The organism is Emticicia sp. CRIBPO, from assembly GCF_009905725.1.
Classification (GTDB): domain Bacteria; phylum Bacteroidota; class Bacteroidia; order Cytophagales; family Spirosomataceae; genus Leadbetterella.
On sequence record NZ_JAAAKV010000002.1, the window covers coordinates 538,623 to 552,303 of the forward strand.

Sequence of the window (13,681 nt, forward strand, 5' to 3'; positions counted from 1 at the left end):
CAGTTCCTCCGTATAATTTTGCCTCCATCGGTGAACGGTTCAATCGCTCACCTGGCAATTTTAACAAACCAGTATTTATGGAAAAATTATTCATTACCGTACTTCTCATGCTGACTATCTGTGGATTTGCCGCAGGTCAGAACGCCAGACTCAGCGGAAAAATCACAGACGAACAAACAGGCGAACCATTGCCCGGAGCCACCATCCTTGTCAAAGGAACAACCAGCGGAGCCGTTTCAACTTTGGTCGGAGAATTCTCCTTATCTGCCACAGAAGGTAAACAAACTTTAGTGGTCAGTTTTATCGGGTATGCCACCAAAGAGGTTCCGGTGGAAATTACCCGCGGAAAAACAAACAGTGTAGACATTCAATTGACAAGTGCTGCTTTCGAGATCGGAGGCGTCAGGGTGGTTGGCCAGCTCGAAGGGCAGGTCAAAGCCCTCAACCAGCAACTCAGTGCCCTGAATATTAAAAACGTGGTATCGGCAGACCAGATCGGCCGTTTCCCGGACCCGAACGTGGCTGAAGCTTTGCAGCGTGTACCTGGCGTGAACATCGAAAGAGACCAGGGCGAAGGCCGCTATGTGCTCGTACGCGGACTCTCACCAAAGTTTACCAATATCAATGTCAATGGCGAACAGATTCCGTCACCTGAAGCCGATGTACGTTATGTGGCCCTTGACGCCATTCCGGCAGACCAGCTGTCTTTCATGGAAATTTCAAAAGCCCTGACACCTGACATGGACGGTGACGCCATCGGCGGATCAGTCAACCTGATTACCCGCACCGCTACCAGTGCTACGCCTCAGATCAAAGCCTCAATTGTCGGCGGATACAACGCCCTTATGAAACAACCTAACGCCCAGGGTTCATTACAATACGGACAACGCTTAGGTAAAAACCGGAAATTCGGACTGATGCTCAACAGCTCTTACTATCAGAATAATTTCGGATCAGACAACTGGGAAAGAGAGCCTTTTGACAACGAGTTTGAACTGCGTGACTACCAGCTGGTCCGTACCCGCCTGGGCTTAAGCAGCACGATGGATTATAAATTCAACAGGAACAATGAGATTTACCTGCGTAGTTTATATTCCAGGTTCTCTGACCGCGAATGGAGAAGAACCTATCTTTTCAAACCGGAAGACGAAGAAATAGAAAGATCAACCAAAGACCGGTATGAATCGCAGTCGATCATGAGTTTCAACCTCGGAGGGAAACATACTTTGCCAAAAATCAACATTGATTACGAACTGGCTTATGCCTACGGTGAACAGGACACTCCTTATGATTATGAATCTACTTTTATTGCAGGCATTCCGAGTACTGTAGACTTCGGCAACGGGGCAAATTTCCCCTCACTCAAAGCTGACGGCTATCTTGACAACAAATCTTATGAGTTTGACGAGCTGGCTACCGGAAACACCTTTGCCAAAGACAAGAACATTACCGGTAAAATCAACATTGGTTTACCGTTTAAGATCAATGAAGTAAGCGGTCTGTTCAAATTCGGAGGAAAAGCCCGTTTCAAAACCAAGTCTTACGACATCACAGAAAACGTGTACGGCAACCTGGGTGGTGTTCCGAATCTGAACGAATTTGAAGGCGGCACACTTGACAAAAACTTCCTGAAAGGTAAATACCAGTTGTCCAGGAACACCGATGTTCAGAAACTGGTCGGGTATCTGAACGCCAATCCTGAGAAATTCGAACTGCAGATAGAAGACAAGGCCATCGCCGAAGCTCTGGAAGCTTTTCAGGCAGAAGAAAATGTATATGCAGGCTATGTGATGGGACAATTCCAGATCAAAAAGCTGACCGCCGTAGCCGGTGTGCGTTATGAAAGAACCGTGGTTAACTACAAATCAAAGGACGTGATCATTGCTCCTAACGGCGATCTGCAGGAAATAAAACCGGTAAACGGCGGAACTGATTATGATTTTGTGCTGCCCCAGTTAAACCTGAAATATGCGGTTAACGACCTCACTAACATCAGGTTCGCTTCCACCCTTTCTTACGCAAGACCTAATTTCGGAGAGATCATCCCTGCACAGGAAGTCAATCGCGAAGACAACGAAGCCACCGTCGGGAACCCGCTCCTGAAACCTGTCAGTGCCTTAAACCTGGACCTTTTAGGAGAGAAGTATTTTAAAAACGTCGGAGTCATTTCAGGAGGAATTTTCTATAAAAGACTGAATGACTTTATCTTCCCAAGGGTATTCTTCGGCTCAAATTATCCTTTGAACGGCACTCCTACCATCACTGATATCGACATCATCCAGGTTCAGAACGGTGAAGCAGCCGACCTGCTGGGCTTTGAAGCGGCTTACCAGCAAAACCTTACTTTCCTGCCTGGGGCTTTGTCAGGACTTGGTGTGTATCTTAATTATACCTACACCAGATCAAATGCAAAAATCCAGAGCCGCTCCGCAGATTCGGGTACAGAAACCATCAAGTTGCCAGGTCAGGCCGAACACGTGGGCAATGTTTCCCTTTCCTATGATTACAAGAAATTCAATGCCCGTTTGTCATTCAACTTCAACGGAAAATACCTGCAGGAAGTAGGTGGCAACCAGGAAGAAGACCTTTACACCAAAAGCCGCATGCAGATGGACTTCAGTACTTCCTATGCCATTCAGAAGAAATTCCGTGTCTTTGCCGAATTCCTGAACCTGACCAATCAGCCGTTCCAGGCCTACATGGGCAAAGAGAATGTTGTGGTCCAGAGAGAATTCTACTCCTGGTGGTCGAGGGTCGGTCTCAAATTCGACTTATGATCTACTGCTCACTAAATGCGTCAGATAAACATTAAAAACAAAGTCAAGATGAAAAGTATATTCAGTTACAAAACCGCAGGACTGGTCTTTCTGGCCTTCCTGTGGTCATGCGATCAGAAAAACGACGGAGTGATAAGCCCGATCGATCCCGAAAAAATCCCCCAGGTCATTCTCTTTGATGACGAAGAAGCCGGTGAGGAAGAAGATAGTGATGAAACAAGTTTCAAATTAACATTATTAGACAAGATTGATCCTGAAGGTAAGGAACTCGGCGGAAAAATAATTCCGCTGACGGCCAATGTCACAGTGAATTTCAAGGTAACAGACATCGAAGGCTTCAGTAAAATCTCAGATTATATCCTCAGTGCAGAAGGTTCTTATGAAAAGGACGAATGCAATGACGAAGATGTTGCTGCTACTTTCAATACCTCCACAGGTGAGGGCACCGTCGTTTTCCCGGCCGGAGCAGAAGAAGTGGAAATTAACTTCGAACTGAACGACAAGCTGTTTGATGATATGATTGTCAACAAAGACGACAGGTCGTTCAAAGTACAGATCACGGGCATAACAGGTGGTAACGGAGTCGTGGTAGCCAACAAAGACCTCGAGTTTGAACATAAAGTACTGGATGATGACGTCATTTTTGCAGAATGGGAGCTGGATACCAAAAAAGATCTCAAAAGTTTCCAGAATCTGTTCGGATCATTGCACGAAGATATCGCAGGGCTCAAAGAAAATGAGATCAAGGGCATCAAGTTCCAGTTTGGTTTAAACCAGCTCGAAATTGAAGTTGAGCTGGAGGAAGAAGAAGAGAATGATTGTGGAGAAATGGAAAACAAAACCATCGAAATCGAAGCAGAATACGATGACCTGACTGACGACAAGAAAGAGGGCGACATTAAGTTCATTGTTGAAGTGGAAGATGAAGCCGGGTACGTGGAAGAAGTGGAATATGAAGGCTCTTTTAAAATCAGCGGAGAGATCCTGACCATCACACTCAGCGTTGACGGTGTCGAAAAAACGCTCACACTTAAGCTCGATTAAACACTGTTATAACTTAAAATCTAAAAATTATAATTGATGAAAAAAACAAATCTCATACTGAGTGGCTGCCTGCTGGCAGGGTTGATCTCATGCCATTCCGGAGAAACAACTAAAACGGCGGCTAATCAACCCGATTCTTCAAGCGGAGAAGTAGTAAAACCGGTTTTCATAACAGACACCACATTGCATGACACCGATGATCCTGCCATCTGGATCAACCCGGAAAACCCGGCAGAAAGCCTGATTCTCGGAACAGACAAAGATGAAGACGGAGCTTTGTATGTTTTTGATCTTCAGGGCAAAATCATCCATGACAAAGTCATCAGAGGATTGAAACGCCCTAATAATGTGGATGTGGAATACGGTCTGATGCTCAACGGTAAACCAACCGACATCGCCGTTGTAGCCGAAAGATTTACCCATAAAATCAGGATCTTCAGCCTGCCCGATATGAAACCCGTTGACAATGGCGGAATAGAAGTGTACCAGGGAGAAAAAGGCGAAGATTTCAGAGACCTGATGGGCATTGCCTTGTACAAACGTCCTTCTGATAAAAAGATCTTTGCCATTGTCGGCCGTAAAAACGGCCCGGCAGAAAACTATCTGTGGCAATATGAACTGGGAGATGACGGCAAAGGAAAAGTAAAGGCTACTCTGGCCAGAAAATTCGGAAAATACAGTCAGAAAAAGGAAATTGAAGCCATCGCAGTAGATGATGCCCTGGGCTATGTCTACTATTCAGACGAAAATGTTGGAGTCAGAAAATACTATGCCGATCCTGAAAAAGTCAATGATGAGTTAGCTTTATTCGCCACCAAGGGCATCAAAGAAGACCATGAAGGCATTTCCATTTACAGCCTGACAGATTCCACCGGTTACATCCTGCTTTCTGACCAGCAAGCCAATCAGTTTCATGTTTTCCCGCGTGAAGGAGCCAGCGGTAAGCCTCATCAGCACGAGGTAATCAAAGTGGTGAAAGTTTCAACGAATGAAAGTGACGGATCGGAAATCTGCAGCATTCCGTTAAACAAAACTTTCCGGAAAGGCCTCTTCGTAGCCATGTCAGACAACAAGACCTTCCAGCTTTACAGATGGGAAGATATCGCAGGGAAAGAACTTAAGATGATTAAGTAGCATTTACGGGACGAGGAAGAAAGGAAAAAGCCCGTCCGACACGGCCTTCCGGCCAGGCAGACTTTTTCCTTTCTTCCTTTCTCCATTCTCCTTTTTCCTTCCCTCATAAATTATATCCCCATCTCCACCTGGAACCTCAGGTACCAGCTGCCTTTTTCTGTTCCGTCGTAGTATTCAAACTGATCAAAAGTAAGTTCGGATTGTATTTTAAACGCGTGCTCCCACATGTATTTGGTTAAACCCAACGTAAATTCTGTCTGATCAGGATATTTAAGAGAAATTTTCTCGGCCGACAGCAACTTCGAATACCTGCCGATCAGTTCAAAATTATTTTTAAATAGATAGCTCGATTCCAGATCATAGCCGTGCCCTACATAAACGGTCCGTTTACTTCCGTCTTCCTCACTGACTGTTTCAGGATCATCCGTATCCCTGCTCATATAAGCCGCCTGGAAAGCAAAACCGCTGTATTTGAACATCGCATCAATAAACACGGCTTTTAAATCTCTCTTTTCATAAAGGTCTTTGCCTAATACACCTTGCTCTCTCCTGGCGTTTTTGTTAAAATGATACGCTCCCGACAACATCACCTTAGGCTTTTTTTCCCGTGCCTGGTCGCCCTCAAAATAGATACCGTCTTTGGTAAAAGAACCCAGAGGCAAAAGCTCTATTTTACCGGTGTAAGCCAAGCCGTCATCCGGATCTTTCGTCCAGTTTCTGCCTTCTCCCGAACTGATGGCCGTTTTAACATTATAGGAGAATTTACTCTTTTCTTCGTGAAGATAATTGACCTGTACACCAAAATCGCGGTCAATATTGAATTTGGCATTGTTGATGGAACGGTCGGTCAGCTGCAAAGCCCCGCTCGAATTTACCCTCTGCCGGTTACCCGGTAACTTGGTTTGCCCGAATCCGAAATTCCAGTGTTTGTTCGGTCTGTAAAATACAATGGCATCCCTGATGATGTTAAGGTTCTGGCCTTCCACCACCTCTCCCACATCGCCGGGAGCAAATGAAAGCTGCATGACGTAAACAAACCTCGGATCCCCGACAAAACCGTCAAACCTCAACCTTAGTCTTCTTACCTGGGCATCAAACGAAGGGTTTCCGTTTTCATCCCGGTTATAACCCATTCTGTTCTGAATCCTGAACCTGATATTGAATTGGAAAAGACTGTCAGGGGAAGTCAGCCCCAGGCCTTTGCCATAATTATAATACGGTAATGATGAAAGTTTGATATCATTTCCGCCCTGACCAAATGATTGAAGTATGATGAAGGATAAAAATAAAGTTAAGAGGCTTTTCTTCATGTAATGAATTTTGACGAATGTCTCCGGTTTTATAAAACAAAATACAAAGGAATGAAAATTAGGGCTGAAATTCATGAAAATGACCTGAATTATTCGGTTTTAGCCCGAAATTTAAACCGGAAGTCCATTTCTCAGGCTATAATTTTAAACAACACTGCCCTGCCCACCCCCTGAATTATGAGTATTCCTGATCCGTATCTGCAGCTTCGTACCGTCTGCTTTTTTATCCCGGCCATAAGGTATATCTTTGCAGCAACAACAAAATTTTAAACTCATGTTCAAAATGAAAAACCTTTTATTTGTATTTGCTCTTGTGATCAGCCTGGGAGCCGGTGCCCAGGGAATTAAAACTCCTTCTCCAAGCCCGTCCCAGACCCTTAAGCAGGAATTTGCCCTGTCTTCTATCGAAATCAACTATTCACGCCCACTGGTTAAAGGCCGTAAAATTTTCGGAGACCTTGTACCATACGGCAAAATGTGGAGAACCGGAGCTAACGGAGCTACAAAAATCACCTTTGGTGAAGACGTTAAAGTGGGTGGTGTAGCTGTTAAAGCCGGTTCATATGCCCTTTATTCCATTCCTAATAAAGGCGAGTGGGAGATCATCCTCAACAAAGGTGTCAACAACGGCGGCCTGAGCGGCTACAAAACCGAAGAAGATATAGCCCGCTTTAAAGCAAAGGCAGAAGAGCTTCCGTTTTCAATAGAATCATTTACGATCGACATCGCAGATGTTAAAGCCAATACCGCTTCTATTGACCTGCTTTGGGATAATGTCCTGGTAAGTATCCCTGTGGAAGCTGATATCGACAGCAAGATCATGACGCAAATCGACAATGCCATCAATACCGACAGCCGCCCGTATTTTCAAGCTGCAAGCTACTATTTTGACAATGGTAAAGATTTGAAAAAAGCATTGGAATGGGTTAACAAAGCGATAGAGGCTCAGCCTGATGCTTTCTGGATTGCCCATCTTAAAGCAAAAATCCAGGCTAAATCAGGAGACAAAGCCGGTGCAAAAGCTACCGCTCAAAAATCAATCGCATTGGCCAAACAAGCTAAAAATGATGATTATGTAGCCCTCAACGAAAAGTTGATCGCTACTTTATAATTTATCGTTCTTCATAAAAAAGCCACTTCAGTTCCATGAAGTGGCTTTTTTATGCTTAAAATTTGAATTTGTATCCCACCAGTAAAGTCAGATCTTTGACCGGCGTCACAGTCCCCAGTTCCTGTGAGGTGAATGCCCCCGCGGTAATGCTGTGTTTCTTTGTCAGTTTAACATCCACCCCGGCCCTGTACCTGATCTCATCAAACTCACCTTTGATCTGGTAAAATAAATCAGCTGAAACAAACGGCGTAAACCTTGATTTGTTGGGATACGAAACCTCCAGTTTATTCCTGACATAACTCTTATCGTTCTCTATACTTCCCTCGTCATCTTTAAACTGGTTCTGGTACCTGATCCTGTAATCAAGCTTTAAAAGGCTGAATATCTTGCGGTCGTAAGATATGTCTCCATAGAAACGGTGATAAGGCCGGTAATAGTAAGAGGCTTCACTTTTATCGTATTTCCTCCTGCCAATGTACCTGTAATTCAGCTCAGCCCTCCAATGCTTGTTAATTTTGTACCCCACACCGGCTTCTGCTATATATGATCCTAGGGTGGTAAAGTCTTCCGTAAATCTCCACTGGGCATTCAGATTCGCGGAAAACCCAGCCCCCAGGCCTTTGGTAACACCCACTCCCGCCCACAGGTTGGTGGTCCTCTCCTGGGCCAGGATAAAACCCGGTGTCATGATCAGTAAAATGCTCAGGTATTTTTTCATATCAGTTTTCATCAGGGTAATAATAAATGGTCATCAGCGTGGCATCTTTCAGAAAATCAATCTCTTTGATCTCCACCCGGTGGATATTCAGTCCGGTTCTTGTTTTCAGGTCCAGAATCAGCTCTTCAGACTTGTCCGGTGTAATCAGCTTTATATTTTCGTAGGTAATTGACTTGTAATGCTCCTTTTTTATCAGCAGGCCGCTTTCCAATAAATAAGTCACCACCAGGATAATGATGGCAAACAAAGACAGGTCATCCCACCCTCCTTTGCTGATGGCCGCAATGAGCCCTATCGCAATAGACAGGAAAAGATAAGTCATGTCTTTTGCCGAAATGCCCTCCGTACGATACCTCAGCATTGAGAAAACAGCAAATAAGCCAAACGCCGCCCCCATCGACATCTCCACTTTGTTCAGTAAATAAGTGATCAGAAAAATGACCACATTGAAGACAAAAAAGGTCAGGAAGAGGTCTGTCCGCTTATAATTTCTAAAATAAATAAACCGGATCAGGATAAATAAAGACGAAAGATCAATGACCAGGCGTATAAAAAGTCTGGAAGACATTTTGTCAAACCACTCCAACTGATCTGACAGGATGAGTCCCTGGATGTACATGCTCATGGGTTTTAATGATTTTGTTTAGTTTTTGAATCTGGGGTTTAAAACTGTTTTGTTTTACGCCGTCAAAAAGGCTGATGATCCCAAAGCAATATTTGCTGATCGATCCCTTTTTAAGCTGAAATTTCTTCATGATATCTGTAAAAGGTGACCCTTTCATTTTATCCTGCTTGATTTCTACAATGGCCAGTTCCGGGTATTTTTTTTGCTTGAATTCATTCCTGAACGTCAGCTGGAGGTCAATCGTGATCCTCTCCGGAATACACTTGTGTACCAGGGTCATTCTTTTGTAATCCACCCACATGATCCCTGAAAACGCGAGAGGGTCTAATGTGGTAGTAGCACTCAGGAATTGAGAGGCATGAGCATCCATCGTATGTTCAATTTCACCACTCACAATCCTGCTTTTCAGTGTCCTTCCTTTATTGCTTTTAAATTTGATCTCGAAAAACTTGAGCCCGGATTCCACATAATTCCTTGACCGCACCTTGTACCTGTTCTTTTTTCCCTGGTGATGCATATGATACAGCATCAGGTCAGGTGTATCATAGTATAAGGTCTCATAGGCAGACAACCGCTTGTCATCAATCTCCATCAGCCGGTAATCAGCCAGGGCTTCATCAAGGATCGCCGGTAGCAACTTAAGCGGAACCAGGTATTTTATATCCGTCCTGTCCATCAGTCTGACACTTTCCATCTCTTGCAGCGACACAGGCTCAAAGCGACTGATCTTCTCTCCGATCAGGTCCAGATAATGTTCAGTGTTCATATATGTATTTCTTCATTTGGATAAGCTGCCCACCACCATCATAAACCTTCATCTCAGACTTGAGGCCCTGTTTATTATAAGTATACACCGACTTCCGGACCGGCTGGTTCTGGCGGTCAAACTGCACCTCCCCGTTTTTACGCCCCCGGGTATCGTAAACATAAGTCCGGCGTTCGAGCAACAAACCCTTTCCGTCGCAGGTCTCCTCTTCTGTTTTCTCATTATTTTTATTATAAACCGACTTTATGTTCCGGTAAACCTCCCCGGTTTTGTAAAACAGGGACTCTTCAACCACATCCCCGTTTTTATTGAATTTCTGAATTGATTCATAATACACCTCTTCTTTCCCATCTTCGTAATTGATCAGGATTTCGTTAAGGCACTTAATACGGTTACTATTTAATTCCTTTTTGCTTTGAGCCAGGAGCTCCGGCGTAAACATCATAATAAGACAGATTAATAAACGGTTCATTCAGCATTATTTAAGAAAATCTTTAGCGGCCTGATTCCTCGTGATGACCTTTTGCTTCAGCTGATTCATCGCCGTGGTAAAAGCCGCCGCATTGGTCAGATAAGAGTACTTGGTCTGTTCAGGCTCACTTCCGATCACATAAGGAGATATCAGGTTATAGTTTTTGTCGATCATCGGGTCGATTTTCGCACTCGTAAAATAATTATCTGTAAAATCCTTTACATAAGACTTGTATTTGGCATAATACGTTGCATCATCAGCCAGATAACGGATCAAAGGCCACGAATTAGCTACACTCTTCATGTCCAGTGCCACCGCTGAGCGGCCGCCGCCTCCGACACCTCCGGTAGTGGTAGTGCCTGACATGGCCTCGTTAAAGTCCCAGGGTATCCACATCAGTTTCTTCGACGAGTGATTATAAAGGTAATGATTATGAGCCATCGCCCCGTAAGCATCCCAGTTGACAATCGTATTGTTAACCGCAAGATATTTCAGAAAATGGTCTACATTAAAGGTTTTTTCCAGCTCAGCCCGCCATTGTGCCGGATTGGAAGTCCTGGTACTGCTGTTCAACGTCGCAATGGTAGTTTTCACATCACTATAATCAGCTACATCCTCATTATTTTTCTTCTCAAAATTTGCCTGTGAAAAACTCTGGAAGGTAGACTCGGGTTTATAGATATTCCCCTCATCTTCTCCGAACTGATCTTTCACCATGGTATCGTCAATCACCTCTACAATGGTGTAAACACCGCAATATTTCAAACTGGCCCCATAATCAATATAGATTTTACAAAACGCCGTTCTGGCTGCAGGCACTCCCGCCATTCTGAAAATATCTGACACCATTTTATCTTTCATCAAAGAGTTGTCATTGAATGCCGGTGACATCGAAAACTCCTTAAAACCGTAAAACCGTTGGTTCTTTATCTCAGGATAGGTATCCTCAAATTCGTCAAACTGGATTTTAAAAGGCAACTTATAATTTCCCTGTCTCCAGGCTGATGAAAGGCTCGAATTACCTTTCAGTCTGAAACCCACTTTATACCACTCTTTTCCCGCGTATTTCAATGATACAGGTACATAGACCGGATCACCGGAAACGATGTCGAGGCCACCTCCTGCTCCACCTCCGCCACCTATACCACCACCTCCGCCTGTGCCGCCACTTCCGAAGTCATTCCCGGTGCGGGTCTTCATATCATCCCGGATCGTTTGCCAGGCTGCAGCTGTCATCGTTATTTCAAAAGAAAGGACCTTATCCTGTGGAAAAGCTACTGAATAATCAGGCTCCGCATCATTTCCATGACTTGTGGCTGTCCAGTCATCCAGACTTTCGGCAGGAGCGACATCACTGTCCTTATCTTTACAGGAAACCTGCCACAAAAAAGTAATACAAGTGAAAAGAATCAAAAGGGTTTTATTCATATTGGTATTGGGTTCGATCTATTTGTATAGACGGCAAACGAAGGTTAAAATATCCTTATGCGTCGATGAAACAAACAAATGAGTCGACAAAATAAACCAATATTAAGGTTTTGTTAAGTTTTCAGACTTTTACCTCTGAAATTACTCCCGGTCAACCGCTCCACACTATACTCTTATTCACGTTTTCGCCCCAAATGCTCTCAAAAGGCTGAAACACAACGCTTTCTTAATATTCCGGAAATATTCTGTTGATCTTATAAAAGTACTTTTGTATTATTTAAATAAGCAATTGAAAAAAGATTACAAGTATCGCACCATCATCATTTCGGATGTCCATCTGGGATCCGGGGGTTCAAAGGCCCATGAGGCTACGGCATTTTTAAAACAAAACCGTTGCGAAAAGCTGATTTTAAATGGCGACATCATAGATGGCTGGCAGCTTAAGAAATACGGCTCGTGGCAAAAGAAACACACGGCGTTTTTCAGAGTAGTCCTCAAAATGATGGAAAAAAACGATACCAAAGTGATCTATATCAGGGGCAATCATGACGATTTCCTGGATCAGGTAATGCCGTTTGTGATCGGCAGAAATTTCCAGATCAGAAGAGATTATATATTGAGATCGGGTGACAAGAAATTTTTTGTGACTCACGGAGATGTTTTCGACTCCATTACCTCCGGCATGAAATGGCTGGCACACCTGGGTGATGTGGGCTACACCTTCCTGCTCTGGCTTAATAAAAAATACAATCAGTACAGAACCTGGAGAGGGATGCCTTATTACTCCCTGTCGCAGTCAATCAAACATAAAGTCAAACTGGCGGTCAATTACGTCTCGGATTTCGAAGAAAAACTGGCCGAACTCGCCAAAAACAGGAACTGCCAGGGGATCATCTGCGGGCATATCCACCATGCTTCCATCAGAGACATTGACGGGATTACTTACATGAACTCAGGCGACTGGGTTGAAACCATGTCAGCCCTGGTAGAAGATTATCGCGGCAACTGGAACCTGGTTTATTATCATGTCGAAAAACCGGAAGTAAGCCAGGTATCTGACCTTGAGGTGGTAAAAGAAGAGCCTGTTCCAAAACGCTTTGTAGCTTCATTCTAAGTAAATCATATGAAATTTGTATTCATTATTCAAGGCGAAGGCAGAGGACACCAGACCCAGGCCATGGCCATGCTCGATTTACTCAAACGCTATGGCCATGAGGTTTGCCTGGCCCTGATCGGATCAAAAGACGGGCGTTCGGTGCCCTCAATGATCGCCGAAAATTTTCATGCTCCCGTAGCCATGTTCAAAAGCCCGGCACTGATCTATTCAAAAAAGTCAAAAGCCCTGAGTGTTTCAAAAACCATCCTGAATACCGTACCTAATTTCTTCTCTTATTTACAAAGTCTCAGGACCATTAACAGAAAAATCGAAGAAGTAAAACCGGATGCCATCATCAATTTCTATGATGTGCTGGGGGGGATTTACAACTGGCTCTATCGTCCCAATGCCCGCTTCTATGGCGTAGGGCATCAATACCTTTTACTCAACAAGCATTTCATTCATCCGGACTCGCTTTTTGTTGACAGGTTCCTGGTCAACACCAATACCCGTTTAACCTGCCTCGGTGCCTATAAAAAACTGGCTTTGTCATTCTCTGCCTTTCCTGATGATGAAGAACAGAATATTGTGACGGTTACCCCACTCCTGAGACCGGAACTGAAAAACCTGAAAAGAAAAACAGAAGACCGCGGATTTATCCTGATTTACCTCACCCAGCAGAGCATGTCTGACGAAGTCATCACCTGGTGCGAGGGGCACCCTGAAACTGAGGTTCATTGCTTTACAGACAAAAAGCAGGAGAAAGAGGTTGTTCAGATCAATGACAATCTGTATTTCCACCGGATCAACAGCCGCAAGTTTCTTGAAATGATGACCAAATGCCGTGGACTGGTCACCACAGCCGGGTTCGAATCCGTGTGTGAAGCCATGACGTTGTCAAAACCGGTGATGATGATTCCTGTCCGCAAACACTATGAGCAGCTTTGCAACGCCTCAGACGCCAGACGTGCCGGAGCCGGAATCTGGAGAAAAGAACTGGAAATCGGAACATTTATTTCTTACCTCGACGGGCTTTCACCTGAGAAAAACACTTTCAACAAATGGTTTTCCAGAAATGAGCTGAAGATTCTCAAAGAAATGGACGCCCTGCACCTGAACGAAAAAGAATTCGCTTTTTAATACCTGAAACCTTCTGCAAAAAAAAGACGGGTACCTTGCAGTATCCGTCCTTCGGTTCTA

12 protein-coding genes are annotated in these 13,681 nt (G+C 44.2%); 6 read left to right on the plus strand and 6 right to left on the minus strand.

Annotated features, from left to right (window positions below):
* Positions 1-77: 77 nt before the first annotated feature.
* The 3 genes from GVN16_RS06255 to GVN16_RS06265 are packed head-to-tail and all read left to right on the plus strand — an operon-like array spanning position 78 to position 4,955.
* Entirely contained in the window at positions 78-2,777 is a 2,700-nt protein-coding gene (locus tag GVN16_RS06255; RefSeq protein ID WP_166562989.1) for a TonB-dependent receptor, read from the plus strand.
* Between the two features lie 48 nt (positions 2,778-2,825).
* Positions 2,826-3,821: a hypothetical protein gene (locus GVN16_RS06260; protein WP_166562990.1), complete on the plus strand. Its 996-nt coding sequence runs from the start codon at positions 2,826-2,828 to the stop codon at positions 3,819-3,821.
* Between the two features lie 36 nt (positions 3,822-3,857).
* Positions 3,858-4,955: a phytase gene (locus GVN16_RS06265; RefSeq protein WP_166562991.1), complete on the plus strand. Its 1,098-nt coding sequence runs from the start codon at positions 3,858-3,860 to the stop codon at positions 4,953-4,955.
* A gap of 110 nt (positions 4,956-5,065) precedes the next feature.
* Here the strand turns inward: GVN16_RS06265 and GVN16_RS06270 are convergent, their stop codons facing one another.
* Positions 5,066-6,265 (minus strand): porin, encoded by a 1,200-nt coding sequence (locus tag GVN16_RS06270; protein WP_166562992.1) that lies wholly within the window; start codon positions 6,263-6,265, stop codon positions 5,066-5,068.
* A gap of 283 nt (positions 6,266-6,548) precedes the next feature.
* On the opposite strand from GVN16_RS06270, the gene GVN16_RS06275 reads away from it, so the two are divergent.
* Positions 6,549-7,376 (plus strand): DUF2911 domain-containing protein, encoded by an 828-nt coding sequence (locus GVN16_RS06275; protein ID WP_166562993.1) that lies wholly within the window; start codon positions 6,549-6,551, stop codon positions 7,374-7,376.
* A gap of 55 nt (positions 7,377-7,431) precedes the next feature.
* Here the strand turns inward: GVN16_RS06275 and GVN16_RS06280 are convergent, their stop codons facing one another.
* The 5 genes from GVN16_RS06280 to GVN16_RS06300 are packed head-to-tail and all read right to left on the minus strand — an operon-like array spanning position 7,432 to position 11,385.
* Positions 7,432-8,094 carry a DUF2490 domain-containing protein gene (locus tag GVN16_RS06280; RefSeq protein ID WP_166562994.1) on the minus strand — a complete coding sequence of 221 codons (663 nt, stop codon included), beginning with the start codon at positions 8,092-8,094 and terminating at the stop codon, positions 7,432-7,434.
* Between the two features lies 1 nt (position 8,095).
* Positions 8,096-8,719 carry a DUF4956 domain-containing protein gene (locus tag GVN16_RS06285; RefSeq protein ID WP_166562995.1) on the minus strand — a complete coding sequence of 208 codons (624 nt, stop codon included), beginning with the start codon at positions 8,717-8,719 and terminating at the stop codon, positions 8,096-8,098.
* Positions 8,667-9,485: a polyphosphate polymerase domain-containing protein gene (locus GVN16_RS06290; protein WP_166562996.1), complete on the minus strand. Its 819-nt coding sequence runs from the start codon at positions 9,483-9,485 to the stop codon at positions 8,667-8,669. The genes GVN16_RS06285 and GVN16_RS06290 overlap by 53 nt, the downstream gene beginning before the upstream one ends.
* Positions 9,475-9,957: a hypothetical protein gene (locus GVN16_RS06295; protein WP_166562997.1), complete on the minus strand. Its 483-nt coding sequence runs from the start codon at positions 9,955-9,957 to the stop codon at positions 9,475-9,477. Before GVN16_RS06295 ends, GVN16_RS06290 begins: the two co-directional genes overlap by 11 nt.
* 6 nt (positions 9,958-9,963) lie before the next feature.
* Complete coding sequence (locus tag GVN16_RS06300; protein ID WP_166562998.1) at positions 9,964-11,385, minus strand: CotH kinase family protein; 1,422 nt, start codon at positions 11,383-11,385, stop codon at positions 9,964-9,966.
* A 289-nt stretch (positions 11,386-11,674) separates the two neighbouring features.
* Between GVN16_RS06300 and GVN16_RS06305 the strand changes: the two genes are divergently transcribed.
* Complete coding sequence (locus GVN16_RS06305; protein WP_166562999.1) at positions 11,675-12,499, plus strand: UDP-2,3-diacylglucosamine diphosphatase; 825 nt, start codon at positions 11,675-11,677, stop codon at positions 12,497-12,499.
* Between the two features lie 9 nt (positions 12,500-12,508).
* Complete coding sequence (locus GVN16_RS06310; RefSeq protein WP_166563000.1) at positions 12,509-13,621, plus strand: glycosyltransferase family protein; 1,113 nt, start codon at positions 12,509-12,511, stop codon at positions 13,619-13,621.
* Positions 13,622-13,681 lie beyond the last annotated feature (60 nt).

Bases quoted from the DNA above. Each gene is read 5' to 3' on its own strand.
- GVN16_RS06260 (WP_166562990.1), top strand. From the start codon at position 2,826: ATGAAAAGTATATTCAGTTACAAAACCGCAGGACTGGTCTTTCTGGCC.
- GVN16_RS06270 (WP_166562992.1), bottom strand. From the start codon at position 6,265: ATGAAGAAAAGCCTCTTAACTTTATTTTTATCCTTCATCATACTTCAA.
- GVN16_RS06290 (WP_166562996.1), bottom strand. From the start codon at position 9,485: ATGAACACTGAACATTATCTGGACCTGATCGGAGAGAAGATCAGTCGC.
- GVN16_RS06280 (WP_166562994.1), bottom strand. From the start codon at position 8,094: ATGAAAAAATACCTGAGCATTTTACTGATCATGACACCGGGTTTTATC.
- GVN16_RS06295 (WP_166562997.1), bottom strand. From the start codon at position 9,957: ATGAACCGTTTATTAATCTGTCTTATTATGATGTTTACGCCGGAGCTC.
- GVN16_RS06275 (WP_166562993.1), top strand. From the start codon at position 6,549: ATGAAAAACCTTTTATTTGTATTTGCTCTTGTGATCAGCCTGGGAGCC.
- GVN16_RS06265 (WP_166562991.1), top strand. From the start codon at position 3,858: ATGAAAAAAACAAATCTCATACTGAGTGGCTGCCTGCTGGCAGGGTTG.
- GVN16_RS06300 (WP_166562998.1), bottom strand. From the start codon at position 11,385: ATGAATAAAACCCTTTTGATTCTTTTCACTTGTATTACTTTTTTGTGG.
- GVN16_RS06255 (WP_166562989.1), top strand. From the start codon at position 78: ATGGAAAAATTATTCATTACCGTACTTCTCATGCTGACTATCTGTGGA.
- GVN16_RS06285 (WP_166562995.1), bottom strand. From the start codon at position 8,719: ATGAGCATGTACATCCAGGGACTCATCCTGTCAGATCAGTTGGAGTGG.
- GVN16_RS06310 (WP_166563000.1), top strand. From the start codon at position 12,509: ATGAAATTTGTATTCATTATTCAAGGCGAAGGCAGAGGACACCAGACC.